The sequence below is a fragment of the Mesoflavibacter profundi genome (genome assembly GCF_014764305.1).
Lineage (GTDB): Bacteria > Bacteroidota > Bacteroidia > Flavobacteriales > Flavobacteriaceae > Mesoflavibacter > Mesoflavibacter profundi.
Genome location: NZ_CP061703.1, coordinates 1,265,977 through 1,291,242 on the forward strand (window position 1 = coordinate 1,265,977; position 25,266 = coordinate 1,291,242).

Here is a 25,266-nt window from a genome sequence, read left to right on the forward strand (position 1 = left end):
ATTTTTAAATTCCAAAAAACAAGTCCCAATTTGTTGGTATTTGGAATTTGAGATTTTAAAAATATATACGTTATGTTTAAAAAAATATTAGTTGCCAATAGAGGTGAAATTGCACTACGTGTAATTAGAACCTGTAAAGAAATGGGCATAAAAACAGTAGCTGTTTACTCTAAAGCAGACGAAGACAGTTTACACGTAAAATTTGCTGACGAGGCTGTATGTATAGGTCCAGCTCCAAGTAGCGAATCTTATTTAAAGATGTCTAATATTATTGCAGCTGCAGAAATAACAAACGCAGACGCAATACATCCAGGATACGGATTCCTTTCAGAAAACGCTAAATTTTCCAAAATTTGTGAAGAGCACGATATTAAATTTATCGGAGCTTCTGAAGAAATGATTAATAAAATGGGAGATAAAGCATCTGCAAAAGCGACAATGAAAGCTGCAGGTGTACCTTGCGTACCAGGAAGTGATGGTGTAATCGAAACTTTTGAAGACTGTAAAAAAATAGCAATAGAAACTGGTTATCCAGTAATGCTTAAAGCTTCTGCAGGTGGAGGAGGAAAAGGTATGCGTGCCGTTTGGAAAGAAGAAGACTTAAAAGATGCATGGGATTCTGCAAGGCAAGAATCTAAAGCAGCGTTTGGTAATGACGATATGTATATGGAAAAACTTATTGAAGAGCCTAGACATATCGAAATCCAAGTCGTTGGAGATAGCACAGGTAAAGCATGTCACTTATCAGAAAGAGATTGCTCTGTACAACGTCGTCACCAAAAGCTAACAGAAGAAGTACCTTCTCCATTCATGACAGATGAATTAAGAGATAAAATGGGAAAAGCAGCAGTAAAAGCTGCAGAATATATTAGTTATGAAGGCGCAGGAACTGTAGAATTTCTTGTTGATAAACATAGAAACTTCTACTTTATGGAGATGAATACGCGTATTCAAGTAGAACATCCAATTACAGAACAAGTTATAGATTTTGACTTAATACGTGAGCAAATCTTAGTTGCAGCTGGCGTGCCAATTTCTGGTAAAAACTATACACCAAATTTACATTCAATCGAGTGTCGTATTAATGCTGAAGATCCATATAATGATTTTAGACCTTCACCAGGAAAAATCACAACACTTCATGCGCCAGGAGGACATGGTGTTCGTTTAGATACTCATGTTTATGCTGGTTATAGTATTCCGCCAAACTACGATTCTATGATAGCTAAGTTAATAACCACTGCGCAAACGCGTGAAGAGGCTATTAATAAAATGAAAAGAGCTTTAGACGAATTTGTAATTGAAGGAATAAAGACAACAATTCCTTTTCATAGACAATTAATGGATCATCCAGATTATCTTTCAGGTAATTATACCACAAAATTTATGGAAGATTTTAAAATGGAAAAACCAAAAGATGAATAATAAAAAAAGCGACTTATTTAAGTCGCTTTTTTTTATTTAAAATTAATAATTTCTTCTATAGTATTTATAGTTTGAGGTAATTCGCTAACACTAAAGCTAAACAAAACCTTATAGGTTTTATCTGTTAATTTACTAATTTGAAGACTACCATTATTAATTTTTACATAGCCATTACTTCCTCTGCAAAAACACAATCTACCATAAATAGGAGAAAAATCATATAGTTGTTCGTCTTTAAAAGTACCTGTTTGGATAGTTTTACTATCTAATTTTAAATATACATATTCGTTATAACTACTGTCTTCTGTATTAGCAATAGGGTTTTTAGTATAATTAAAAATAAACGTTGAAAATGAAGAAGAATTTTCAACATCTAAGTAAGACTTGTTAAACTCGTCATAGTTAAGCGTGTAAGATTTGTTTTCAATAAATTCTACACTACAAGTACCGTCTTCAGGACAATATGACGTTTTATTACTTAACAAACTTTCTGTTGTTGTCATATTAGTTGTAGGTTTACAAGAAATACATAATAATACCAAAAAAATAATTTTATTCATTATAAAATAACATTTAACGTTCTTTACTTGTATATACAGAAAGATACTTATAATTTTATATAATTAATACACTAACATCCTATTTTTATGAAAAAAAACTACAAGAATAGCATCTTAGCTTTATTGTTTTTAATGTTCACGTTAAATATAATGGCTCAAGATGGACGATCTTTTTGGACAGCTACAACAAAGGGGAAAGCTTCCAAAAAACAATTAAATTTTAGAAAGACAGAACCTGTTAAAGCTCAATATTATACTTTAGATATTCAGGCTTTAAAAAATTATCTTCAGGACGCACCTAAAAGAAAAAATCTTGATGTTATATCAAACAAGATAGTTTCTTTTCCAACTTCAAATAATTCTTTTGAGAATTTTAGAGTAAAAGAAGCTTCTGTTATGGAAGATCAATTACAAAATAAATATTCTAACATAAGAACATATGTTGCTCAAAGTATAGATAATCCTACTAATATTATGAGGTTTAGTATCACACCTCAAGGTTTACATACTATGTCCTTTATTTCTGGTGTTGGGTTTGAGTTTATAGATCCTTACACAAAAAACGGTAATGACTATATTGTTTATGCAAAAAAAGACTTACCTCGTTTAGATCAAGAATGGGTATGTCATTTTGATGAAGATACAGAAGACACAACTGAAAGAAGTTTTAATCAAACAACCTCATTTAATGCTAACGATGGTATAATGAGAAACTTTAGATTAGCTCTTGCATGTACAATAGAATATTCAGAATTTCATTGGACAGCTGCAGGTTTAACTGCAGGAGACACTGAAGCCTCTAAAAAAGCTGCTGTGCTTGCTGCAATGGTTGTAACATTAAACCGTAATAACTTTATATACGAAAGAGATTTATCTGTTACAATGACATTAGTTGCTAATAACGAAGATGTAATATTTATTAACTCAGATAGTTTTTCTAATAATAATGCTGGTGCTTTAATTAACGAAAGCCAGACAGTTATAGACGCTAATATAGGCTTTACTAATTACGATATAGGTCATACGTTTTCTACTGGTGGTGGTGGATTAGCGCAATTAAATTCACCTTGTACTTCTAATAAAGCAAGAGGTATCACAGGTTCTCCTGCTCCAATAGGAGATCCTTATGATGTAGATTATGTTGCACATGAGATAGGTCATCAATATGGTGCACCGCATACGTTTAACGGAAATACTGGTAGTTGTAATGGTAATAGAACAGCTTCTAATGCTTATGAGCCTGGAAGTGGTAGTACAATTATGGCTTATGCTGGTATATGTGCACCTCAAAACGTACAGTCTAATAGTGATGCATATTTTCATCAAAAAAGTTTACAGATGATGTGGGATAATATTTTTATTGGAAATAGTACATGTGCAGCTCAAACACCGACAGGAAATACAGCTCCAGTAGCAATTGCTGGCGCAAATTACACTATACCAGGATTAACACCTTATAAGCTTACAGGTAGTTCTACAGATGTTAATGGAACAGGTACTCATACATTCACTTGGGAGCAATATGATTTAGGAGCTGCTGGATTACCAGCAGAGACTAATACATCTGGTCCATTAGTTAGATCTTTTGAGGGCACAGATAATCCTACTAGATATATTCCTAGACTTGAAGATATTATGGTTGATGGTGGTGTTTCTACAACTTGGGAGAAATTAGCATCAGTAAACAGAGATATTAATTTTAGACTTACAGTACGTGATAACGATCCAAATGGTGGACAAACAGCAGTAGATGCTATGACTGCAACAGTAAATGCTGCTGCTGGACCATTTATTGTTACTTCTCAAAATACAAACCAAATTGTTTGGACACAAGGTACTACCGAAACTATCACTTGGAACGTAGCAGGAACAACAGCTAATGGTGTAAATACAGCTAATGTAAACATCTTATTATCTACAGATGGTGGACAAAATTTTGATACAGTTTTAGCATCTAATGTACCAAACGATGGATCTCATGATATTACAGTGCCAAATGTATCTGCACCATATTGTAGAATAATGGTTGAAGGTGCCGGAAATATATTTTTTAATGTAAATGATTATTTTTTCGCAATAGGAGATTATACTTATACTACAGTAGACACTTGTCAAGATTATGTGTTTAATGCAGGGATTTCTGTTCCTGAAAATTCAGGTTCATATGCTGGTTATGTTTTAAATATACCTGACGCCTACACTATTACAGATGTTAATATTGCAGTTGATATAACTCATAACAATAATGGAGATTTATATTATGCATATAGATATCCAGAATATTTAGGAACTGGAGTAGATGGATTAGCTTCTGGTGTATGTGCAGGATCTCAAAATGCAGATTTTATTTTTGATGATGAAGGAACAGCTATAAATTGTGCATCTACTGCTAATGGAGATAATGTATTACCTCAAACAGCACTTTCTAACGCAGATGGAACAAACTCAGCAGGAGATTGGATTTTTTATATAACAGATATCGCTGTAGGCGATGGTAATATTGCAACTTGGAACTCTACAACTATTACAATTTGTAGTACTGTAACAGAGCCTGTATTATCTACAAATTCTTTCGAACTTAATAATTCGTTATCTATTTATCCTAATCCAAATAACGGAGAATTTACTGTAAAGTTTTCTGGAGCTAAAGATGATGTAACTTTAGAGGTTTATGATGTAAGAGGACGATCTGTGTTATCAAAAGCTTATAATGCTAACGGTGATTTTAATCAAACAATTAATTTAGGTAATGTTCAATCAGGATTATATTTATTAAATATTAATAATGGAGGACAAACTATAACTAAAAAGATTTTAGTAGATTAATTTTACAAATTTCAATAATTAAAACTCCGAAAAATAAACCTTTTCGGAGTTTTTTATTTTTATTAGTTAAGCTTCGTTATATTTGAAATATTATTAATCGCTATTAAAATGAAGTTTTTTAAACTAGTTTCTTTATTTGTACTTTGTCTATGTTGTATTTCTTGTTTTGAAGTAGTAGAAGAAGTAGATTTAAAAAAAGACGGTTCAGGAAGCATGACTTTTACTTTAAACATGAGTCAAAGTAAATCTAAACTCGCTTCAATTATGCTTTTAGACTCTATAAATGGTGTAAAAGTACCTTCCAGAAAAGATATTCAAAATGTTTTAAAAGATGTTGTTTCAGAATTAAATCAAGCAACAGGAATTACTAACATACAAAAAACAGAAGATTACGATAATTTTGTGTTTTCTATAAAATGTGATTTCAAAAGCATAGATAATATCAATAATTTGTTACAAGATGCTCTAAGTAAAAACAAAAAAACTACAGCATTATCTTCTTATTTTTTCGATGTAAATAAAGGTAATTTCAAAAGAAAATACACCTATTCACCAGAGATAAAAAAACAATACAATAAGTTAAAAGAAGAAAACAAAAAGGTATTTAAAGACGCATCATACACTATAATATATAGATTTGCTTCAGAGATTTCTTCACAAACAAGTACTTCTGCAAAAATTTCAAAATCCAAAAAAGCTATTATGCAACGCTTAAATGCGATGGATATAATAAATGGCAGCAGCAATTTTAATAATCAAATTCAACTTAAAAAATAACCACAAAAAATTAAATGAAAACTATTTTAAGCTTCCTAATGCTTTGTGCAACTACCATTAGTTTTGCACAAGACAATTTTTCAAAAATACCTCAAGACGCAAGTATAGTAGCGAGTATAAAGGGAAAAAACTTATTTCAGATGTTATCTATGGAAGAGCTAGATAATACCATGATGGCAAAAGAGATGTTAAAAGAAATTTCTGATAACAATAACACGTATACGTCTTTAAATCAACTAGGATTAGATTTAGAAAATACCGCTCATTACTTTTATCAATCAAACGATAGTATTTTTTACAATACCTTAATTATCCCGATTAAAAACATTACAACGTTCGAAACGTTTTTAAAAGACAAAAACAAGACTATAACTACTGTAAACGGTGTTAAAACTACAGAAAATAATGGAAGTGAAGCAACCGTTTGGGACAACAATAATTTTGTGTTTGTTTATGGTAGTTTAGTACAATCTTATTTTGATCAAAAAGAAATAGCAGATAGATACGGTCTTACGTATTATGATCAATCATTATATGCCGAAGAAGATGTAGAATATTTAATAAAAGAAGATCAAGAAGATAATTACGAAGAAGACTACAACGAAGAGGATAATTATGATGAAGATTATAATGAAGAGGAAGACGATACATTAGATGATCAAACCTACGATAATTACAGTAATGGTAATAGCGATTACGAAATTAAATCTAAATTAGAAGAGCAATGGTCTTTTAACAAAGCAGCGCAAGTATTAAATAGCCAACAAAGCCATTCAATATTAGATAACAGTAAATTTTCTAAAAGTTTAGATAAAGATGCAGAAGCATCAATTTGGATAGGAGATTTTCAGGCTATTTACAAAAGCTTTATGCCTTACTCTTATTATACCGAGTTTTCTGGATTTGATATGTCCAAAATGTATGCAGATACAGGATTGTATGCTAATTTATATCTAGAAGAAGATTTGATGAAGCTAGAAGCAACCTATACAATGTCACCAAGTATGGCAAATAGCTATAAAAAAATGACATCAAGACCATTAAATAAAAAGTTTTTAAACTACATCAACGAAGATAAGTTAATTGCATACATGAGCTATGCAATGGATACAGAAGAAACCTTAAAAGAATACCCAAAACTAATAAAAGAGGTATATAAAAACTTGCCAAATTATGCAGAAGAAGCAAGTTTAGGGATAGATCTATTTTCACTATTATTAGATGAAAAAGCAGTCGCAGATGTCCTTAAAGGTGATATGTTATTTTTACTATCTGGTTTATCAAGTCAAGAAGTTACATACACAACCTATCAGTACAATGAAGATTATGAGTATGAAGAAGTAGAAAAAACCAAAAATGAAACTATTCCAGACTTTTTATTAATGGCATCTACAGAAGATCCAACAATAATAAATAAGGTTTTAGATTATACAAGAAACAAGCAATTAGTAACGTATTCTAATGGTTTGTATAAAATTCAAGTTCCAAAAAGTCCATTAAGCATGTATTTTGTAATAAAAGATGATATAATATTTTTAGGAACCAACCAGTTAGAGATGACAAAGATTTTAAACGGAACGTTTAAAGCAAAACTTTCTTCTGCACACAAAAAACTACTAACTAAAAATACATCGTCTATGTTTTTAAGTCCTAAACAATTGGCAAAACAACTTCCTATGGAAGAGATGAACATGGATAAAACAGGTAAGTTTAAATGGTTTTTAAATAACACAGAAGACGCGTATTTTAAAACCTCAAAAATCAAAGGTAACTCCATTCAAACCGAAATGGTAATCAAAGTACCTTCTAACCAAGAAAATGCTTTAAAATACATCTTTAATACTATTGAAGAGTTAGCAAAATAATATTTAATGAATATTAAAAAAATAATAATTAGAGCAGCCATTTGTATTAGTGTGCTGCTCTTAATTTTTATAGGCATATTAAAGTACCGTGATTATATGTCTTATAAAAATGTAATACATAAAGAGGCTAGTACAATAATTAAACTAAGTGTAGATAAAACCGCAAAATCTATAGTGTTTAATGCTTTAAAAAATCCATCTTATTATTACGATAATAATACTAAAAATAAAGATTCTATAAAAGTGAAAGATTCGCTTAAAACAGGATTTTCATTACCATCAAATATATTTATTTATACACTTAAAAGTAAACCATCTACAACATGGTTTAGTGTAATTAAAATTAAAGATAGCAGTGATTTTAGTCAATATTTAAGTAAAAAATACGCCTTAAAACCAATTTCAAAAAATAATAATTACACGTTATATAGCAACAATAAAAACACACTTACAGTAGCATATAATACAGAAAAATCTATTTTAATATTTAACCCAAGTCAGGCTAATGTAGACGATGTATTATTAGAAATATTTACTAATAAAAACACACTAATCCCAAATACTGAAACATTAGATAAACTTAAAAAACAAGATGCGCACGTCTCTATAGTTTCTCCAAATAAGATTATTAATCTAATGGTTAAAAACGGAAATTTAGATATTCATGGTCAATTACAATTATCCAATCAATTTGAAATTCCTAAACCACTAAAAAGCGTTAATTATAGCAAAAACAATAGTTTGCAAGCCTATTTAAACCTTATGTATAAAGGCAATTTAGGCACTGTTACAATAGATACCACAACAATACATTTAGACTCTATAAATTATAATTTGAATGGTTATTATTCACTTTTTGTAGATGGGAAAACCCAACAAGAAGATACAATTGTTACTTACGATTATAATGACGATTTCGAAAAAGTTCCAATCAAAACTTTAGTTAATAAAGACGTACCAAATATTAATTTACAATTAGATGCAAATGCTTCAAAACTTTTTCAGTATTTAAACAATTCAAACATAGTAAATCAAAAAACGGTTAATTCTAAAATTTTCCCTTTGTACCAATTACATGCAGATACAACTACTCAGGACGTATTAATATCTACACAAAAACAGGCCAAATTCAGCAAATTAAATACAACTGCAAAGCATGTGTTTTCACTTCAAGTCGATTTTAATCAAGTTAAAAATCAGCAATTATTTACCTTTTTTAATTTCAATTTAGAACAGTTAAACACATTAAATATTACTGCAAATCAGGAAGACCAAAATACCTTAAGTATTAATGGGAAATTAAGTTCTAAAAACAAAAAAATTAACCTATTAATGCAACTTAAAAACTAATAGTTGTATTTTTCTACCATTAATTTATTTTGAAAATGAACTTTAGTTACTGGGAAATAAAATCGTGGTTAACCAACTTAGATTTCACTATTATAGGAAGCGGCATTGTTGGTTTAAATTGTGCATTGCAATTAAAAAAAATGTATCCCAAAGCCAATATTTTAATTCTTGAAAAAGGGATGTTACCACAAGGCGCAAGTACTAAAAATGCAGGATTTGCTTGCTTTGGTAGCTTGAGTGAAATTTTAGACGATTTAAATTCGCATACCGAAGCAGAGGTATTTAACTTAGTTAAAAAGCGTATTGAAGGCTTGCAATTACTACGACAAACCTTAGGCGATACAACCATAAATTATCAAGCTTTTGGTGGATACGAATTGTTTACCGAAAACGACAATTTATTTGAAAATTGCTTGTCAAAAAAACAAGATATCAACAATCTATTAAAACCACTTTTTAATGCTGAAGTGTTTAGCGTAAAAGACAATAGTTTCAATTTTAAGAATATAAAAAACCAATATATTTTTAATCAGTTTGAAGGTCAAATAGACACAGGAAAAATGATGTCTGCTTTACTACAAAAAGCACAATCTAAAGGCATAAAAATTTTAAATAATATTACTGTTGAAAGTTTTGTGGAAGACCAAAATTTGGTAAAAATAAAGACGAATCAATTCGAGTTTTCAACATCAAAATTAATGATTGCCACTAATGGATTTGCTTCACAATTAAACATACCAAACGTAAAACCAGCACGAGCACAAGTACTCATTACAAAACCAATAAAAAACTTACATATACAAGGCACATTTCATTTAGATCAAGGCTATTATTATTTCAGAAATATTGATAATCGCATCCTATTTGGTGGCGGACGCAACCTTGATTTTAAAACCGAAGAAACTACCGAATTTGCCCAAACCAAGCTCATTCAAAACAAATTGGAAACACTTTTAAAAACCACGATTTTACCCGAAATAGATTTTGAAATCAATCAGCGTTGGTCTGGTATTATGGGCGTTGGTAAACAAAAAAAGGCTATTGTAAAACAACTTTCTAATAATGTATTTTGTGGTGTTAGACTTGGCGGAATGGGTGTAGCAATTGGCAGCTTAATTGGTAAAGAATTAGCAGAAATAACCCTAAATTAAATAATGAAAAGACTCTTTCGTTTTCTATTAAAATGTTGTTTTTGGTTTGTCGTAATTACAGTGTTATGGGTAGCATTGTATCGTTACATACCTGTATATTACACACCTTTAATGGCTATTCGTTCTTTTGAAAACACCGAAAAAACCTCAACGTTTAAACATAAATGGGTTAAAATGGAAGCAATTTCGATGCATTTGCAAAAAGCTGTGATTTGTAGTGAAGACCAGAAATTTGTAATCCATAATGGTTTTGATATGGAAGCTATTGAAAAGGCTTACCAAAACAATAAAAAATCAAAACGTATTAAAGGCGCAAGTACTATAAGTCAGCAAACTGCAAAAAATGTGTTTTTATGGCCAAACAGAAGTTGGTTACGCAAAGGTTTAGAAACTTATTTTACCTTTTTAATCGAAAAACTATGGTCTAAAGAACGCATTTTAGAAGTGTATCTTAACAGTATCGAAATGGGTAATGGCGTTTATGGCGCTGAAGCAGCAGCACAACATTGGTTTGGTATATCGGCTAACCGATTAAATATGAATCAATCCGCTGCAATTGCTGCAATTTTGCCTAACCCAAGACGCTATAAAGCGCAACCAGCAACCAGTTATATTTCAGCTAGAAAACAATGGATTATCAAACAAATGGGTTTTTACGGACCATTAAAATTTCCTAAGAAAAACGATGAAAAACCGAAGCATTAAAACCCAATTATTACAGCTTTGTAACCAAAGTTTAGAAACGCGTTTACAAAGTGTTTTGGCGGTTATTGAAGATATAAAACAAAGCCTGCAAAGCGAAACCAAAAGTAGCGCTGGCGATAAGCACGAAACAGGTCGCGCCATGTTACAATTAGAGCGCGAAAAAGCAGGACATCAATTAGCTGAAATTGAAAAAACGAAACAAATTTTGTCTAAAATTAACACCGAATCAACCTCTAAAAACATTGGTTTAGGTAGCGTTGTTTTTACCACAACATCCAACTATTTTATTAGTATTAGCGCTGGAGAACTTCAAGTAGAAGGTGACACATTTTACGCCATTTCTGCAAGTACACCAATTGGTCAATTACTTCTCGGAAAATCGGTTGGTGATAAAGTAACTTTTAGAAATATGACTTTTGAAATTACAGAGATTATATAAGCAAAAAAGCAGACCAATATATGTCAGTCCACTTTCTTCCTTTCTAAGATTTATTTCTTCTTCTTTTTAGCCTTTTTAGGCATTTTATCTTTTATCCTAGATTCTGATTCTTTTAAGTCATAAATATTGCTGCTATCGTAGTTAAAACGTTTAGCGAGTTTTATTTTATTTAAAGCTTTTTTATACAAACCTTGATGTTCAAAAAGAACAGCTTTTTTATGGTATAATTCTACTTTATCAGACCCTTTTACTTTTAATGCAAAATCAATAAAACGTTCAGCTTCTTCATAATCTTCATTCCATAATAAAGCGTTTATATAATGAGGATAGATATGAAATGCATTAATATTTTCTGCAAGTGCTTCAGTGTAAATTATTTTAGCTGTATCGTAATCTTTCAAAGTTTCAGCATAGATTCGTCCTTTTAAACATAATGCCATAGTGTCTTTTTCATTGTATGATAAAGCATAATTTATGGCTTGTGTAGCTTTCTCTAATTCATATGGATAAGCATCTAGAGCTTTAAAGATATAATTGTTTAATATATGTGTTCCCATAATTTCATTTTTAAAATTTTATCTATCCATTCTCACGATTTTTGGTGTAAATTTCCCTATGACTTCAACTAATTCTTGTTGATTTTTCATTACAGTTTCTATGTTTTTGTATGCCATAGGCGCTTCGTCAATACCGCCACCAATTAGTGAAACATCATGATTTTGTAGCTCTTTTTTAATAGCGCTTTGTGTTAATGTTGTTTTACATTGTCGTCTGGACAATACGCGTCCAGCTCCGTGAGATGCCGATTGTAAACTATTAGTGTTACCTAATCCTCTTACTATAAATCCAGGCGCAGTCATAGATCCAGGAATAATACCTAATTCTCCTTTTTTTGCAGGTGTTGCTCCTTTTCTGTGCACGATACATTCTTCACCGTTTACCTCTTGTTTCCAAGCAAAATTGTGGTGATTATCTATTTTTACAATAGGTTTTTCACCTAAGAGTTTACTTATACGTTTATGGATATTATCATGACAAGCTCTGGCATAATCACCTGCTAAATTCATAGCTAACCAATACTCTTGACCATCATGAGTATTCAAATCTAGCCAAGCTAAATGTTGTACATGTTTAGGTAAAGGACATTGTTTTGTTGCTAAATACGTATAGTGTTTTGCAATGTTTGCACCTAATCCACGCGAACCGCTATGCGATAAAACGCCTAAATAATCACCCAATGGTAAATCCCATTCATTATTTATATCTAGTATACTAATGACTCCAAATTCTACAAAGTGATTTCCTCCACCTGATGTGCCTAATTGTTTGTAAGCTTTATCTTTTAATCGCTTTACTAGCGGAATGGTCTTAAACTCATCACGTTCAAAAATTGGATCATCGTGTTTTATTTTATGCGTTTCGTACATACCAAATTTAGTGTGTTCTAACAAGATGTTTTCCAATTGATGCTTTTTGCCTTTTAAGTAAGATGCCTTAACAGGATATATAGTTAAACACATTCTGCATCCAATATCTACACCAACTCCATACGGTATTACCGCGTTTTTAGTGGCTAACACACCGCCAATTGGTAATCCGTAACCAACGTGTGCATCTGGCATTAAAGCTCCAGCTACAGAAATTGGTAATTTTAAAGCATCGAATAATTGATACTTAGCTTGGTCATCAATTTCATTTTCTCCATAAATTTGAAAAGGTGCGCGATGTGTATTAAGTTTTTGTTTTGTCACATTTACTGGATCTAATAGACTTTCAGCTATTTTCCCCCAAACGCCATCTCCTTTATATGCTTCAGGATTTAGTAATACTTTTTTTGCTTCAATTAATATTTTCTCTTTTTTTACTCGTTTTTGATAGCGATTAATCTGACCTAAAGTCACATTAATACTGTTATTTTTGGGAAAGCCTAATTTGATTAGGTCTTTTCCACTTAATTTCTTTCCCATTGTTTTGGTTTTGATTAGAAGGCGACTTTTAATCGCCTTCTGTTTTAATTGTTCATCATTATCCTAAATAGGACATATAAAATCCAAAAAATTACTTTGATCATTAAAGCTGAGTCAAATTCTTGTCTGTTATTTATCTGTCTTCTTTCAACCATTCTTTGATAAGCTAAAGGTTGCACTTGCTGAAACTCCTGTACAGTTTTTTGTCTTACTTGAGAGTTGTTTACCCAGTAATTTATAAGCGCTAAGGATTTTTTGTCAGGTTCTTGATTACAAACAGCTTTTGCTTGAATAATTTCAAAATTTTGTAACCCGACTTCTAATGTTACTAAACGTTTTATTGGCTCTCCTTCTACCTCTTTTCTCAAAGAAAATATAGCACAACTTTGTTCTAAACAGTCTTCATCATATTCTGCAACACAGTGCTTCATTGCGTTACCTTCATCAAAAAGTGCAGCTGAAGTTAAAAGCTCTTCGGTTTTATAAACCACTTTTTTATTGTCAACTATTTCTTCAAAATATAAAGGTTTGATACCTGATGATTCCCAAGAATAGTTTTCTCCATTTTGTTTTAAATAAACATTTTGGTGCCATTCTTCAGATTGACTTAATAGGCTTTTGTAAGTTCTGTTTTTCATAGAAAAAGATGAATTTTCTTGATGTTTGAATGTTAAATAGTCTACAACACTATTTAACTCATTCACCTCTAAATTCTCTTCTTTAGAAAAAAATTGAACAACTGTTGCCCAAAAAGCTTGATTTTCATCTCTTATAATAGACAACCTAGAATGAGCTATCAATTTTGCAACTTTAGTAGAAGCTCCATAGCCTAACGCTTGTGCGTATATTAAAGCTTCATATACTGTCAAAAAAGATGGAGCGTTTCTAAACTCATGAGCCATTTTACTTGTAAGCTTAACAGGCATATTAGATAAGCTTTTAACACTTTTTCCTTTTCCTAGTTGTACGTACCAATACATTTGTTTTTTTTCACTTGTATAAAATACTTGTTCTAAAAATTTTGGCACGTCATATCTTGCAAAACTGTGTCTTATTAAAGAGCTTAATTGATCATTGTTGTTACCAGATATTTTTTTCCATTCTTCTACAGGTCTTACAGTTACATTTCCGAAAGAACTTATATTATGTAAAACATTGACACTATCATAGCATCTTAGTAATGCAAAACATTTTTGATTATAAACATGAACTAATAATCGCTTAAATGTTTCTCTCTTCCACAAGTATTTTTTGTTGCTTGTTTTAGAAAAAAATTCTTTAAGCATAGATTCGATAGATCCATTATATCTAGTTGGTGTGTTTTGCTCTAAGTATATTTTTTCAACTAATGTTATGTAAGCACTTTGCTTTAAGTCTTTGTTCTGTGTGTTCCAATTTGTTTTCATTTTAAAGTTCTTTACAAGATTATTACCTATGTAAAGCCACTTAAATTTTCAATACATGTTTTTAAATTGTATGTAATCATGTCTTAATTTGGCTGTTACTATTTAATTTGAAAGCGATTTTTAAAAATTAAAAATCTGTTCAACTCAACATTGTTTTAAAAAGTGTTGATTGAATTTATTTCGGAATACGTATCCTGATATTTTTTAAAATAAGGCATAAAAAAATCCGAAACTTTTAGGCTTCGGACTTCTTTATATGATAAAAATAGATGTCTATTTATCCGGAAAGATGTCACGAAGCGTGTATACTACAAAACCTAGTTCTGTCGCTATACATTGATTTGTTTTAATGTGAAACATTTTACTTCGTTTTAAAATTGTTTTGTTGCAATAATGCGGTGCAAATATAAAATTGAATTTTAGTAAAATCCAAATAAATTATGAAATTAATTTGCTAAAAATCAAACAGTTATATTAATTTTAGATAATAGAAATCCTATCCGAATTACTTCAGAAATCTAAGTGCTTGATGGTCTGTTATGTAGTTAATTAGCACATTGTTAATTGACATTGAAAAAATTTATAAAAAAAAGCGTCCAAAAAATTAATTTGGACGCTTTTATTAAACTTTATATTGTTTATCTAAATCTATTAATACTAAAAAAGGCACAATTTTGCGTCCGGATTATGTGATTTTAATAGATTCATAAAGGTGTTTTTTAATTTTTACAGTGCAAATATTAAACTTTTATTTGAAAAATGCTTTTTAGATTAACAAAAAAATGAAAAAAGTATAGCTTATAAAACTTATAATGAAATAATTATTCTGAAATAGATAAATAAACCTCTTGACCTTTTTCTATTGAAGTGTGATGCTCAAAAAATACTTTTTCACCATTTAAATCAGCTTCAATTAAATAATGATAGGCTTTAAAATAACTGGTGATTACAGTTGCTTTTAGGTTAGATTTTTCAACAACTTCCAACCGATTTGCGTAAACAATTTTGTCATCAATCATATTAAATTCGCCAAAAAACGAAGCAATTAAAGGTGTTTTGGGATTGTTGTACAACGCTTCTGGTTTGCCTTGTTCTAAAATTTGTTGGTTTTCTAGTACAATCATTGTGTCGGCAAACCCTAAAACATCTTCTTTATCGTGTGTAGCTACAATGCACGTAATGTTTTTGTCTTTTAAGTACTTAAACACATTGCGTCTTAAGCTTTGTTTTTTAAAATTATCAATATGGCTAAAAGGTTCATCCAATAAGATAATTTCAGGTTGTTTGGCTAAAGCTCTAGCTAGTGCTACACGTTGTTTTTGTCCGCCAGATAGTGTTTTTACTTTTACATTGGCAAATGCTTCAAGTTCTACAACGTTCAAAAGCTCGTTGGTACGTTCTTCGCGTTCTTCTGGATAAAATCTTGACAGATGTTTAGCAATATTTTCGGCAACGGTTATGTATGGCATCAAATCGAATTCTTGGTGTACATATTTCATAAATTCGTAACCAATAACCAAGTTGTATTTTGGACCAAGAATTTCGGTGTCTTTCCAAAAGATTTGTCCTTGGTTTAAATCAAATTCGCCATAAATAAGATTTAATAACGTACTTTTTCCTGAGCCACTTTCACCAATAATAGCGAGATTTTCGCCAGCATTAACTTTAAAAGAAATGTCTTTTAAAATAGGTGTTTTTTTATAGGAAAATGTTAGATGTTGTACGTTTAGCATAGTTGCAAAAATAACAAGACCTCACAGGTTTTTAACACTTGTGAGGTCTAAATTTATATTAAGATGTTTTAATTTTTGAAACTTTCAATTTTTTCAGGTAGTACATTAAAGCCCATATTAAATAATGTAAATCCATAAATATCTGCATATTGCTCTATGGTTTTGCTAACTGGTGTACCAGCACCGTGACCAGCATCGGTTTCTATTCTAATTAATACAGGATTGTCTCCAGATTGTTTTTCTTGTAATTCTGCTGCAAATTTAAAACTATGCGCAGGTACAACTCTATCATCATGATCACCTGTAGTTACCATAGTTGCAGGATATTGTACACCTTCTTTTACATTGTGTACTGGCGAATATCCTTTTAAATACTCAAACATATCTTTACTGTCTTCTGCTGTACCATAATCGTATGCCCAACCTGCTCCAGCTGTAAATGTATGGTAACGTAACATATCTAAAACACCAACAGCAGGTAATGCTACTTTCATTAAATCTGGACGTTGTGTCATAGTTGCTCCAACTAATAAACCGCCATTTGATCCACCTCTAATAGCTAAGTAATCTGAAGAGGTATATTTGTTAGTAATTAAATATTCTGCAGCAGCAATAAAATCGTCAAAAACGTTTTGCTTTTTTTGTTGTGTTCCTGCATCGTGCCAAGCCTTACCGTATTCTCCGCCACCACGTAAATTAGGAACAGCATAAATACCACCTTGTTCCATCCATACCGCATTAGCAATACTAAAACTAGGTGTTAGGCTTACATTAAATCCACCATAACCATATAAAATTGTTGGGTTTTTACCATTAAGCTCTAATCCTTTTTTATGTGTAATTATCATAGGAACTTTAGTACCATCTTTAGATGTGTAAAACACCTGTTTACTTTCATAATTTTCAGGATTAAAATCTATTTCTGGTTTACGGTATAACTCAGATGTTCCGTTTTCGATATCATATTTATATATGCTACCTGGCGTTACGTAATTGGTAAATGAGTAGTAAAGTTCTTTTTCTTCTTTTTTAGCACCAAATCCGCCAGCACTACCAACACCTGGTAATTCTACTTCACGTACTAATTTTCCTGAATACTCATATTGTAATACTTTTGATACAGCATCTACCATATATTCTGCAAAAAAGTAACCACCAGCTTTTGATGCACTAAGTACATTTTTGGTTTCCGGAATAACGTCTTTCCAGTGTTCTGGAGTTGGGTTTGACGCATTAACGGTTACTAACCTTTGGTTAGGCGCTTCAAGATTTGTAACTAAAAATAGTTGATCGTCTTCATTTTCTATAATATACGTATCACTATCTGTATGGTCTAAAATAGTTACAAAATCGCTATTTGGTTTTGTTAAATCTTTAATTAGAAGCTTGTTCCCTGAAGTCGAAACTCTAGGTGAAATGATTAAGAATCTATCATCTCTTGTCACATTTCCATAAATATAACGGTGTTTTTCGGCTTCTGTGCCACCATAAATTAATTGGTCTTCACTTTGAGATGTTCCTAATTTGTGATAGTAAACCTTGTGCTGATCTGTTTTTGCAGATAATTCACTTCCTTTAGGTTTGTCATAGCTTGAATAATAAAATCCTTCGTTTTTATACCAAGACATGCCACTAAATTTTATATCTACTAAAGTGTCTTCAATGATTTCTTTAGTTTCTACATCCATTACTAAAATTTTACGCCAATCGCTACCACCTTCTGAAATTGCATAAGCTAAAATTTTACCATTTTTAGAGAAACTTGTTCCGCCAAGTGAGATGGTTCCATCTTCTTTAAATGTATTTGGATCTAAGAAAACTTCAGCTGTTTTTGGATCATCTCCTGTTTTGTAACGGTAGATGACGTATTGGTTTTGTAATCCATCATTTTTATAAAAATACGTGTAATCACCTTCTATAAATGGTGCGCCAATTTTTTCGTAATTCCATAATTTAGATAAGCGATCTTTTAGTTGTTCGCGATAAGGAATATTAGCCAAATAACCTTGTGTGACTTTATTTTCGGCTTTAACCCAAGCTTCAGTTTCGGCGCTTCTATCGTCTTCAAGCCATCTGTATGGATCTTTGACTTCTGTACCAAAATAGGTGTTTACAGTATCTACTTTTTTTGTTTCAGGATAGGTGACTTTTATTGTTTCTTTCTGCTTCATTTCTTCTTTACAAGACATAATTGTTATTAACGATAAAAGACCAATAGCAAGCTTTTTCATTTTAAGTTGATTTAATTAATAGGTTAAAATTAATGAAAAAAGCGCTTGTATATCTAATACAAACGCTTTTTAAGACTTTTTTAAGTTGAATTTTATTTTTTGATGAATTTTTGAGCTTTTACACTACCGTTAACATCTATTTTTAAAATGTAATTTCCGCTTTGTAATCTTGATACATCCACTTTGTTATTATAAATTTTTCCTTTAAAGGCTTGTCTTCCTGTTATATCAAAAACTGAAAATTCTGCTTTATTAAGGTTATAATTTTCAGTGTTTAAATTTAAATAATGAGTCGTTGGATTAGGATATAAAATTAAGTCTGAAATTAAGAACTCTTCTATGCTTAATTGGTTTGCGCCTTCTACATAATTATGTGATTGATTAATTGTAGGATTAAAAATAGTATCTACTATACCTGAAGGCCATTCAATTGTAATACTTGTTATTGAAGTGTCTGTACCTAAACCAAAATGTGTGTTTAAGGTGTTCATGTATCTAAATCCGTCACCACTTCTTACATCTCTTATTTGGAATCCAGATGGTGTTTCTATAGTTATTCTTGCACCAATTCCGTTTATGTTACTTGCTGTTCCAACTGTGTTAATAGTAATCCAGTTATTGGTTGTTGTATCGTTCATAAAAATAGTGCCACCACTACTAAATCCATCAATAAAACCATCGTTATTTAAGTCTCCAAAAGAGCCAACAGGCAATACGTTTTCATACAAGGTAAAAGTCATATCACCGTTACCAATTAGCAAGTTTCCGTTGGAAGCAATGTCTAAGTTTCCGTCGTTGTCAAAATCATAAGTCACATTTTCTATCCCTGTAGACGTTAATAATAAAACTCCTGAAGAAGAAGATACATCTGTAAAAGTCACGTTTCCGCTTCCGTCAATATCATTTCGCATTAATTTATGTGCGCCAGAACTAGCGCCAACAAATACATCCATATCACCATCGTTATCAAAATCTCCCCAAGCAGAAGACCATGTTTGCATTGGATCTGACAGTCCAATAGAATTTGAAACTTCTGTATAACTTACAACTAAATTGTTTCCTGCATCTAAATAAGAATCGTTTCTATGCATTTGGTTGCGTCTTCTTGCTTCTTCACCACCACATTTTGCGATAAACATATCGGAATCTCCATCATTATCGTAATCTACCCAAATAGATCCGTAATGTCCACCAGAAGAATAGTCTCCTAAATTAAAAGGTGCTCCAGTAGTTGCGGTTTGATAGTAGGTTAGATTACCGTTACCATCGTTTATGTAATATACTGTTGGTTGTACATCGTGACATACAAATGCGTCTAAATGACCATCCATATTTATATCTACAAAATTAGAGCGTTGAGAAAACACATATTCTGGTCCAGAAATTTCAGTAAAAGCAGTTCCTGTACTATTAGACCTCATAAATGTTACACCAGATCCGCCACCATATACTAAATCTGTATAACCATCTGCATTGTAATCTGCCGCAGCAAGACTCCAGCTAGGCGTAAAGTCTGCAGAAGTAGTTGCAATATTAATATTATCAAATCCACCAGTTGTTAATTGATGACGAATGTTAATGTTTGTTGCATTTACAGCAACAATATCGTCTAAAAAATCACCATTCATATCTACTACAGCTCTATTAGAACCTGTTGTAGAAAGTGCTTGCTGTGTAAAGGTTACTGGCGCTGGTGGCGGAGGAACAACAACATTTCCTTCTATTAATTCCCAATCAAAACCACTATCATTCCATCTATCATCAAATGCTATGTAGTAAGTTGTACCTGTTGTTGCATTAAAAGTTGCAACAGATAAAAATCCATCGCCAGAATCATCATCACCACCTTCGCAAACTAAGCTACCGCAAGTTCCAGAATATATATGTACTCTAGTATCTAAACCAGAGTTTTGAGGCAAGTCTGTAGTTATAGTAACTGTGTAATTATCGTTTGGTATGTATTTGTACCATTCGCCATTTGTTGCACCACTTCCGTTTTGCGCACAAATAGGAGAAGGTATTTCAGATCCATCTATACCAATACCATTTACTTCTGAAATTGTAAATGTACTAGATGTTGTTATTGGTGTATCTGAATCTGCTTCTGCACAAGAATTGGAATTAGACTGACCTAAACTAAGTACACTTATAAATAAGCATACTAAAAGGAGTAATTTTGTTTTCATATGATTGATTGTTTAGTTGCATGATATGGTTAGTGAAGTTATCCATTCTTCTAATAACTGAACACCTTCTTCGTGTACAATTGTTCTTCCTAAAAGAGGCATTCTATACTCTTCTTGATTTGTACTTAATCTAAAATGCATTACAGATCTAGAGATGTTGTTTGGAACAATTATATCTGTATATGGCGAAATTTGTGTGTCTGGAGTTACACAAGCACCTAAACTAGATTCGTCTGTATAATCACCATAAGCTAACCTTATTGGTCTGTAATCACAATGCTTATTATCTGAATGACAATGAGCGCAATTAATATCTAAATAACCTCTTATTCTTTGGGTAATGTCTTGAGAAGCATCTTCCCAATCTACAACAGTATCTATGTTTGTAGGTATGTTACCTGATAAGTAACCTAATTCTACCCATTTTGATAATTGATTATTAGATCCATCGGAATAATTATAATTACTATTAATATTTTGCGGTTTAAGAGCAATAGGAACAGCATTTACACCATTTTTGTGACATGTAAAACACTCTGCTTCAGATGGTATTCTATAGGTTATATTTTTTGTTTCTCCATTTTCTGTAAAACTAATATCTGTAGTGCTACCATTCATATTTAATACAGCTTCGGTTTGAGAATTATTCCAAATATATTCTGCAAATTTCCAACCTTCTGAAGTATTGTACATTAAACGAGTTTCGATAATACGTGTTGTATTATCTGGTTGTACGGTATCGTAATAAAAGTTTTTAATTAAAACGGTTCCTATTGGGAAATTTAAAATACTGTAATCATTTACATATGTTGCTGAGGTATTATTTGGCATCCATATAAAGCGTTTTTTATGCGCGTAATCTGTAAACAAAGTGTTTATAGGCTCGTAAGGAATGACACCATCTACAGGATCTAAATTTTTAAGTTCTCCTTGGAAGAAATTATATTGAGATAATTGCTGAAAAGGTGCTGTGTTAGGATCAAAATTAACTGAAGATTCTGGGTTTTCTGGAACAGCTATATAATCTTCTTTTGAAGAGCAAGCAGCAATTAATAAAATTAAAAGTAGTGATTGATAGAGTAGTTGTTTTTTCATCTATTTGGAATGATTAATAGCTTTACAAGATATTAATTTTTTTAACACCTTGTAAAGCTTAATAGATGAATTTTAGCTAATTACAGTTGTAATCTTTTAAATTAAATTGTTTTCCTTTAAATATTCTGCAATCTGGATAGTGTTAGTTGCAGCACCTTTACGTAAATTATCACTTACTATCCACATGTTTAGTGTATTTGGTTGTGTTAAGTCACGTCTAATACGACCTACAAAAACTTCGTCTTTATCATGTGCGTAAATAGGCATAGGATATGTGTTTGTTGCAGTATTATCTTGAACAATTACACCTGGAGTAGCGGCTAATATTTCTCTTATTTCATTTATATCAAAATCATTTTCAAATTCTACGTTAACAGCTTCGCTATGTCCACCAGATGTAGGTATTCTTACTGCTGTTGCTGTTACAGAAAATGTACGATCGTCTAAGATTTTTTGAGGTTCGCGAGCAAGCTTCATTTCTTCTTTTGTATAACCACTTTCTTCAAAGACATCACAATGTGGTAATGCATTTCTACCAATTGGGTAAGGATATGCCATTTCGCCTTTTACACCTGCGATTTCATTTTCTAATTGTTGTACCGCTTTAACACCAGTACCAGAAACGGATTGGTAGGTAGAAACAACGACACGCTTCATTTTATATTTTTTATGTAATGGTGCTAAACACATTACAAGTTGAATGGTTGAGCAATTAGGATTTGCAATTATTTTGTCTTCTTTAGTTAATTGCGTAGCATTAATTTCTGGAACTATTAATTTTTTAGTTTCATCCATACGCCATGCAGAAGAGTTATCTACTACGGTTGTACCTGCTTCTGCAAATTTTGGAGCCCATTCTAAAGATGTGTTTCCTCCAGCAGAAAATAATGCAATATCTGGTTTGGAGTTTACAGCGTCTTCTAAGCTTACAACTTTGTAATCTTTATTGTTGTAAGTTATGGTTTTGCCAACAGATCTTTGTGATGCTACTGGTATAAGTTCTGTTACTGGAAAATTACGTTGTGCAAGTACTTTTAACATGACTTCGCCAACCATTCCTGTTGCTCCAACTACTGCTACTTTCATTTTTTATGGTATTAAAATTTTGCAATAAAATTAGCGTATTTAGGTTATTTGTAACCTTTTTTATGGATAAAAATTTCTTAAAAATTGCCATAAAAAAAATCAGGAATTAAAAATAACTCCTGATTTTTTAAAATTTATTTAAATTTAAGATTACTTCTTTAAAGCATCTCTTATTTCTTTTAATAAATCAATTTCAGATGGTCCTGCTGGTGCAGCTGGAGCTTCTTCTTTTGGTTTTTTAGTTTTATTGTATGCTTTTACAATCATAAATAAAACAAATCCTACTGTAATTAAGTTAATAATTGCATTGATCCACTTACCATATAAGATTGCATTTTCTGGAGTTGTTACGGTTCCTTCTGCATCTACTACTGCTGGAGATAATACTAATTTTAAATCTTCAAAATTCATTCCTCCTGCAAAATGACCAACTATTGGCATCATGATATCAGATACAAATCCATTTACAACCATTCCTACAGCACCTGCAAGAATTACTGCTACAGCTAAATCTATGACATTACCTGTCATGATAAAATTCTTAAATTCTTTAAGCATAATCTTAAATTTTAATGTTAGTTAATTTTAATTTGAAATTGAATTTAGTTAAAATTTTAACAAACTCCGATTTTTTAAACCTATAAAAAGTAAAAATTATCGATGAACTGTACGTTTTATACGTTGAGATATCGCTGTGATTAATTCGTAGGATATAGATTGCACTGTTTCGGCTAAATTTTCAGCATTATTATTTTGGTCAAAAATAATAACTTCATCTCCTTCTTTACAGGTAATATTTGTTACATCAACCATTATCATATCCATACATACATTGCCAATTATGTTAGCTTTTTGGTTATTGATTATAACAAAGCCATTACCTTTACCATATTGTCTTTTTATTCCATCTGCATGACCAATTGGTATGGTTGCTGTTTTTGTGTTTTGCGTTGCATTAAAGCCTCTATTATATCCTAAACTATCACCTGTATTTAATTGGTGTATTTGTGAAATTGTACTTTTTAAAGTTGCAATTGGTTTAAAATGCTTGTTTAATGTTTTGCTATTACCAAATCCATAAATACCAATACCGCTTCTTACCATATCAAAATGTGCTTCCGGATAGTTTAATATTCCAGAAGTATTACACATGTGTAAAAATGCTGTATAGTTTAATTTAGAATTAAATTGTTTAGCAATGTTTTTAAATGTGTTTATTTGGTTTATAGTAAATTCTTTTTCATTTAAATCTTCACTTGCTGCTAAATGAGAAAAAAGAGAGCTTACTTTTACACTATTTGTTGTGTCTAATTTTTGTAAAATAGGATCTATGTCTTCTTTTGTAAAACCAATTCTATTTAGTCCAGTATTAAATTTTATGTGTACTGGGTAATTGGTTTGTTTGTGTTTTTCTGCGCAAGCAATAAATAAATCTAAAACGCGGTTAGAATACATACTTGGTTCTAAACATCGCTCTATAATAGTGTCAAAATTTACTGGTTGTGGATGTAGTACTAAAATGGGTTTTGTAACACCAGCGTTTCTTAAGGTAACACCTTCGCTGGTATAAGCAACTGCAAAATAATCTACATCTAATTCTTGTAAATAGTTAGCTACAATTGCAGCGTCGCTACCGTAGGCAAATGCTTTTACAACTGCTAAAAATTTTGTGTTTGGATTAATTTTGGATTTTAAAAATTCAAAATTATGTTTTAGAGCTTTTAAGTCTATTTCTAAAACAGTTTCTTTAGTAGTTGTCATTATTCTTTAGGTTTAGCCTCAAGTTGTTGGGCATCGTTAACCTTTATGTTTTTTATTTTTTCACGCATTGTAGCTTTGTAATAGGCAGCACGACTTAATGGTTCGTACTCTTCGGTTTCTCCTAATAAAACTAAATTGTCGTTTGTAGATTTTCTAAAACTGTATTGTGCCAAATTACCGGTTCTAGTACAAACGGCGTGTACTTTTGTTACATACTCTGCTGTTGCCATTAAATTAGGCATTGGACCAAACGGATTACCTTTAAAATCCATATCTAATCCAGCGACGATTACTCTTATACCTTTATTAGCAAGGTCGTTACAAACTTTTACAATTTCGTCATCAAAAAACTGAGCTTCATCAATACCAACTACATCACAATTATCTGCAAGTATTGGGATATTTGCAGCAGCAGGAACAGGCGTAGATCTAATCTCGTTAGCGTCATGTGATACCACCATTTCTTCGTCATAGCGTACATCTATAGCAGGTTTAAAGATTTCTACTTTTTGTTTTGCAAATTTGGCACGTTTAAGTCTTCTTATTAACTCTTCTGTCTTACCAGAAAACATAGATCCGCAGATGACTTCAATCCATCCAAATTGTTCTTTTTGATTTACTGTATTTTCAAGAAACATTTTGTAATTTTAACACTAAAATGAGTTAGGTACTCGTTTGTTTATAAAGGTGGCTCAAATTTATT

The 25,266-nt window shown here is 31.3% G+C and carries 20 protein-coding genes; 8 read left to right on the forward strand and 12 right to left on the reverse strand.

Annotation, left to right across the window (positions count from 1 at the left end; all coding sequences use genetic code 11):
* Positions 1 to 72: 72 nt before the first annotated feature.
* Positions 73 to 1,425 carry an acetyl-CoA carboxylase biotin carboxylase subunit gene (gene accC / locus IFB02_RS05855; protein WP_106688122.1) on the forward strand — a complete coding sequence of 451 codons (1,353 nt, stop codon included), beginning with the start codon at positions 73 to 75 and terminating at the stop codon, positions 1,423 to 1,425.
* 32 nt (positions 1,426 to 1,457) lie between these two features.
* Here the strand turns inward: accC and IFB02_RS05860 are convergent, their stop codons facing one another.
* On the reverse strand, positions 1,458 to 1,928 hold the full coding sequence (locus tag IFB02_RS05860) for a hypothetical protein (protein WP_191073115.1): 471 nt from the start codon (positions 1,926 to 1,928) through the stop codon (positions 1,458 to 1,460).
* A gap of 144 nt (positions 1,929 to 2,072) precedes the next feature.
* Between IFB02_RS05860 and IFB02_RS05865 the strand changes: the two genes are divergently transcribed.
* The 7 genes from IFB02_RS05865 (at position 2,073) to IFB02_RS05895 (ending at position 11,098) form a co-directional block, all read left to right on the forward strand.
* On the forward strand, positions 2,073 to 4,811 hold the full coding sequence (locus tag IFB02_RS05865; RefSeq protein ID WP_106688124.1) for a zinc-dependent metalloprotease: 2,739 nt from the start codon (positions 2,073 to 2,075) through the stop codon (positions 4,809 to 4,811).
* Positions 4,812 to 4,919: 108 nt separating this feature from the next.
* Complete coding sequence (locus IFB02_RS05870; protein WP_106688125.1) at positions 4,920 to 5,588, forward strand: hypothetical protein; 669 nt, start codon at positions 4,920 to 4,922, stop codon at positions 5,586 to 5,588.
* Between the two features lie 14 nt (positions 5,589 to 5,602).
* Positions 5,603 to 7,453: a hypothetical protein gene (locus IFB02_RS05875; protein ID WP_106688126.1), complete on the forward strand. Its 1,851-nt coding sequence runs from the start codon at positions 5,603 to 5,605 to the stop codon at positions 7,451 to 7,453.
* Between the two features lie 6 nt (positions 7,454 to 7,459).
* The gene (locus IFB02_RS05880) at positions 7,460 to 8,803 is read left to right on the forward strand and encodes a hypothetical protein (RefSeq protein WP_146131251.1); all 1,344 of its coding nucleotides are present in this window, start codon (positions 7,460 to 7,462) and stop codon (positions 8,801 to 8,803) included.
* Positions 8,804 to 8,838: 35 nt separating this feature from the next.
* Positions 8,839 to 9,954 (forward strand): NAD(P)/FAD-dependent oxidoreductase, encoded by a 1,116-nt coding sequence (locus IFB02_RS05885; RefSeq protein ID WP_106688128.1) that lies wholly within the window; start codon positions 8,839 to 8,841, stop codon positions 9,952 to 9,954.
* Entirely contained in the window at positions 9,955 to 10,659 is a 705-nt protein-coding gene (gene mtgA, locus IFB02_RS05890) for a monofunctional biosynthetic peptidoglycan transglycosylase (protein WP_223878887.1), read from the forward strand.
* Positions 10,640 to 11,098, forward strand: a complete 459-nt coding sequence (locus tag IFB02_RS05895; RefSeq protein WP_191073117.1) for a GreA/GreB family elongation factor — start codon at positions 10,640 to 10,642, stop codon at positions 11,096 to 11,098. The genes mtgA and IFB02_RS05895 overlap by 20 nt, the downstream gene beginning before the upstream one ends.
* A gap of 50 nt (positions 11,099 to 11,148) precedes the next feature.
* Here IFB02_RS05895 and IFB02_RS05900 read toward each other — a convergent pair whose 3' ends face one another.
* From IFB02_RS05900 to IFB02_RS05950, 11 genes are all read right to left on the reverse strand, one after another.
* The gene (locus IFB02_RS05900) at positions 11,149 to 11,655 is read right to left on the reverse strand and encodes a tetratricopeptide repeat protein (protein ID WP_191073118.1); all 507 of its coding nucleotides are present in this window, start codon (positions 11,653 to 11,655) and stop codon (positions 11,149 to 11,151) included.
* Between the two features lie 18 nt (positions 11,656 to 11,673).
* Entirely contained in the window at positions 11,674 to 13,065 is a 1,392-nt protein-coding gene (locus IFB02_RS05905; protein ID WP_191073119.1) for an RtcB family protein, read from the reverse strand.
* A gap of 44 nt (positions 13,066 to 13,109) precedes the next feature.
* On the reverse strand, positions 13,110 to 14,471 hold the full coding sequence (locus tag IFB02_RS05910; protein WP_106688133.1) for a PcfJ domain-containing protein: 1,362 nt from the start codon (positions 14,469 to 14,471) through the stop codon (positions 13,110 to 13,112).
* Between the two features lie 821 nt (positions 14,472 to 15,292).
* On the reverse strand, positions 15,293 to 16,204 hold the full coding sequence (locus tag IFB02_RS05915) for an ABC transporter ATP-binding protein (protein ID WP_106688134.1): 912 nt from the start codon (positions 16,202 to 16,204) through the stop codon (positions 15,293 to 15,295).
* A gap of 68 nt (positions 16,205 to 16,272) precedes the next feature.
* The gene (locus IFB02_RS05920) at positions 16,273 to 18,435 is read right to left on the reverse strand and encodes a prolyl oligopeptidase family serine peptidase (protein WP_106688135.1); all 2,163 of its coding nucleotides are present in this window, start codon (positions 18,433 to 18,435) and stop codon (positions 16,273 to 16,275) included.
* 92 nt (positions 18,436 to 18,527) lie between these two features.
* Entirely contained in the window at positions 18,528 to 20,621 is a 2,094-nt protein-coding gene (locus IFB02_RS05925) for an FG-GAP-like repeat-containing protein (protein WP_106688136.1), read from the reverse strand.
* Between the two features lie 12 nt (positions 20,622 to 20,633).
* Positions 20,634 to 21,716 (reverse strand): hypothetical protein, encoded by a 1,083-nt coding sequence (locus IFB02_RS05930; protein ID WP_106688137.1) that lies wholly within the window; start codon positions 21,714 to 21,716, stop codon positions 20,634 to 20,636.
* Positions 21,717 to 21,812: 96 nt separating this feature from the next.
* Positions 21,813 to 22,802: an aspartate-semialdehyde dehydrogenase gene (locus tag IFB02_RS05935; RefSeq protein WP_106688138.1), complete on the reverse strand. Its 990-nt coding sequence runs from the start codon at positions 22,800 to 22,802 to the stop codon at positions 21,813 to 21,815.
* Between the two features lie 150 nt (positions 22,803 to 22,952).
* Positions 22,953 to 23,360 carry a large conductance mechanosensitive channel protein MscL gene (gene mscL, locus IFB02_RS05940; protein ID WP_106688139.1) on the reverse strand — a complete coding sequence of 136 codons (408 nt, stop codon included), beginning with the start codon at positions 23,358 to 23,360 and terminating at the stop codon, positions 22,953 to 22,955.
* A 96-nt stretch (positions 23,361 to 23,456) separates the two neighbouring features.
* Positions 23,457 to 24,563, reverse strand: coding sequence for an alanine racemase (gene alr / locus IFB02_RS05945; RefSeq protein WP_106688140.1), 1,107 nt, complete (start codon positions 24,561 to 24,563; stop codon positions 23,457 to 23,459).
* Positions 24,563 to 25,201 (reverse strand): thymidine kinase, encoded by a 639-nt coding sequence (locus IFB02_RS05950; RefSeq protein WP_106688141.1) that lies wholly within the window; start codon positions 25,199 to 25,201, stop codon positions 24,563 to 24,565. The genes alr and IFB02_RS05950 overlap by 1 nt, the downstream gene beginning before the upstream one ends.
* Between the last annotated feature and the right edge of the window lie 65 nt (positions 25,202 to 25,266).

Coding starts and splice junctions, on each gene's coding strand:
- mscL (WP_106688139.1), bottom strand. CDS start 23,360: ATGCTTAAAGAATTTAAGAATTTTATCATGACAGGTAATGTCATAGAT.
- IFB02_RS05915 (WP_106688134.1), bottom strand. CDS start 16,204: ATGCTAAACGTACAACATCTAACATTTTCCTATAAAAAAACACCTATT.
- IFB02_RS05905 (WP_191073119.1), bottom strand. CDS start 13,065: ATGGGAAAGAAATTAAGTGGAAAAGACCTAATCAAATTAGGCTTTCCC.
- alr (WP_106688140.1), bottom strand. CDS start 24,563: ATGACAACTACTAAAGAAACTGTTTTAGAAATAGACTTAAAAGCTCTA.
- IFB02_RS05920 (WP_106688135.1), bottom strand. CDS start 18,435: ATGAAAAAGCTTGCTATTGGTCTTTTATCGTTAATAACAATTATGTCT.
- IFB02_RS05900 (WP_191073118.1), bottom strand. CDS start 11,655: ATGGGAACACATATATTAAACAATTATATCTTTAAAGCTCTAGATGCT.
- IFB02_RS05875 (WP_106688126.1), top strand. CDS start 5,603: ATGAAAACTATTTTAAGCTTCCTAATGCTTTGTGCAACTACCATTAGT.
- IFB02_RS05860 (WP_191073115.1), bottom strand. CDS start 1,928: ATGACAACAACAGAAAGTTTGTTAAGTAATAAAACGTCATATTGTCCT.
- IFB02_RS05925 (WP_106688136.1), bottom strand. CDS start 20,621: ATGAAAACAAAATTACTCCTTTTAGTATGCTTATTTATAAGTGTACTT.
- IFB02_RS05930 (WP_106688137.1), bottom strand. CDS start 21,716: ATGAAAAAACAACTACTCTATCAATCACTACTTTTAATTTTATTAATT.
- IFB02_RS05870 (WP_106688125.1), top strand. CDS start 4,920: ATGAAGTTTTTTAAACTAGTTTCTTTATTTGTACTTTGTCTATGTTGT.
- IFB02_RS05895 (WP_191073117.1), top strand. CDS start 10,640: ATGAAAAACCGAAGCATTAAAACCCAATTATTACAGCTTTGTAACCAA.
- IFB02_RS05885 (WP_106688128.1), top strand. CDS start 8,839: ATGAACTTTAGTTACTGGGAAATAAAATCGTGGTTAACCAACTTAGAT.
- IFB02_RS05880 (WP_146131251.1), top strand. CDS start 7,460: ATGAATATTAAAAAAATAATAATTAGAGCAGCCATTTGTATTAGTGTG.
- IFB02_RS05950 (WP_106688141.1), bottom strand. CDS start 25,201: ATGTTTCTTGAAAATACAGTAAATCAAAAAGAACAATTTGGATGGATT.
- IFB02_RS05910 (WP_106688133.1), bottom strand. CDS start 14,471: ATGAAAACAAATTGGAACACACAGAACAAAGACTTAAAGCAAAGTGCT.
- IFB02_RS05935 (WP_106688138.1), bottom strand. CDS start 22,802: ATGAAAGTAGCAGTAGTTGGAGCAACAGGAATGGTTGGCGAAGTCATG.
- accC (WP_106688122.1), top strand. CDS start 73: ATGTTTAAAAAAATATTAGTTGCCAATAGAGGTGAAATTGCACTACGT.
- IFB02_RS05865 (WP_106688124.1), top strand. CDS start 2,073: ATGAAAAAAAACTACAAGAATAGCATCTTAGCTTTATTGTTTTTAATG.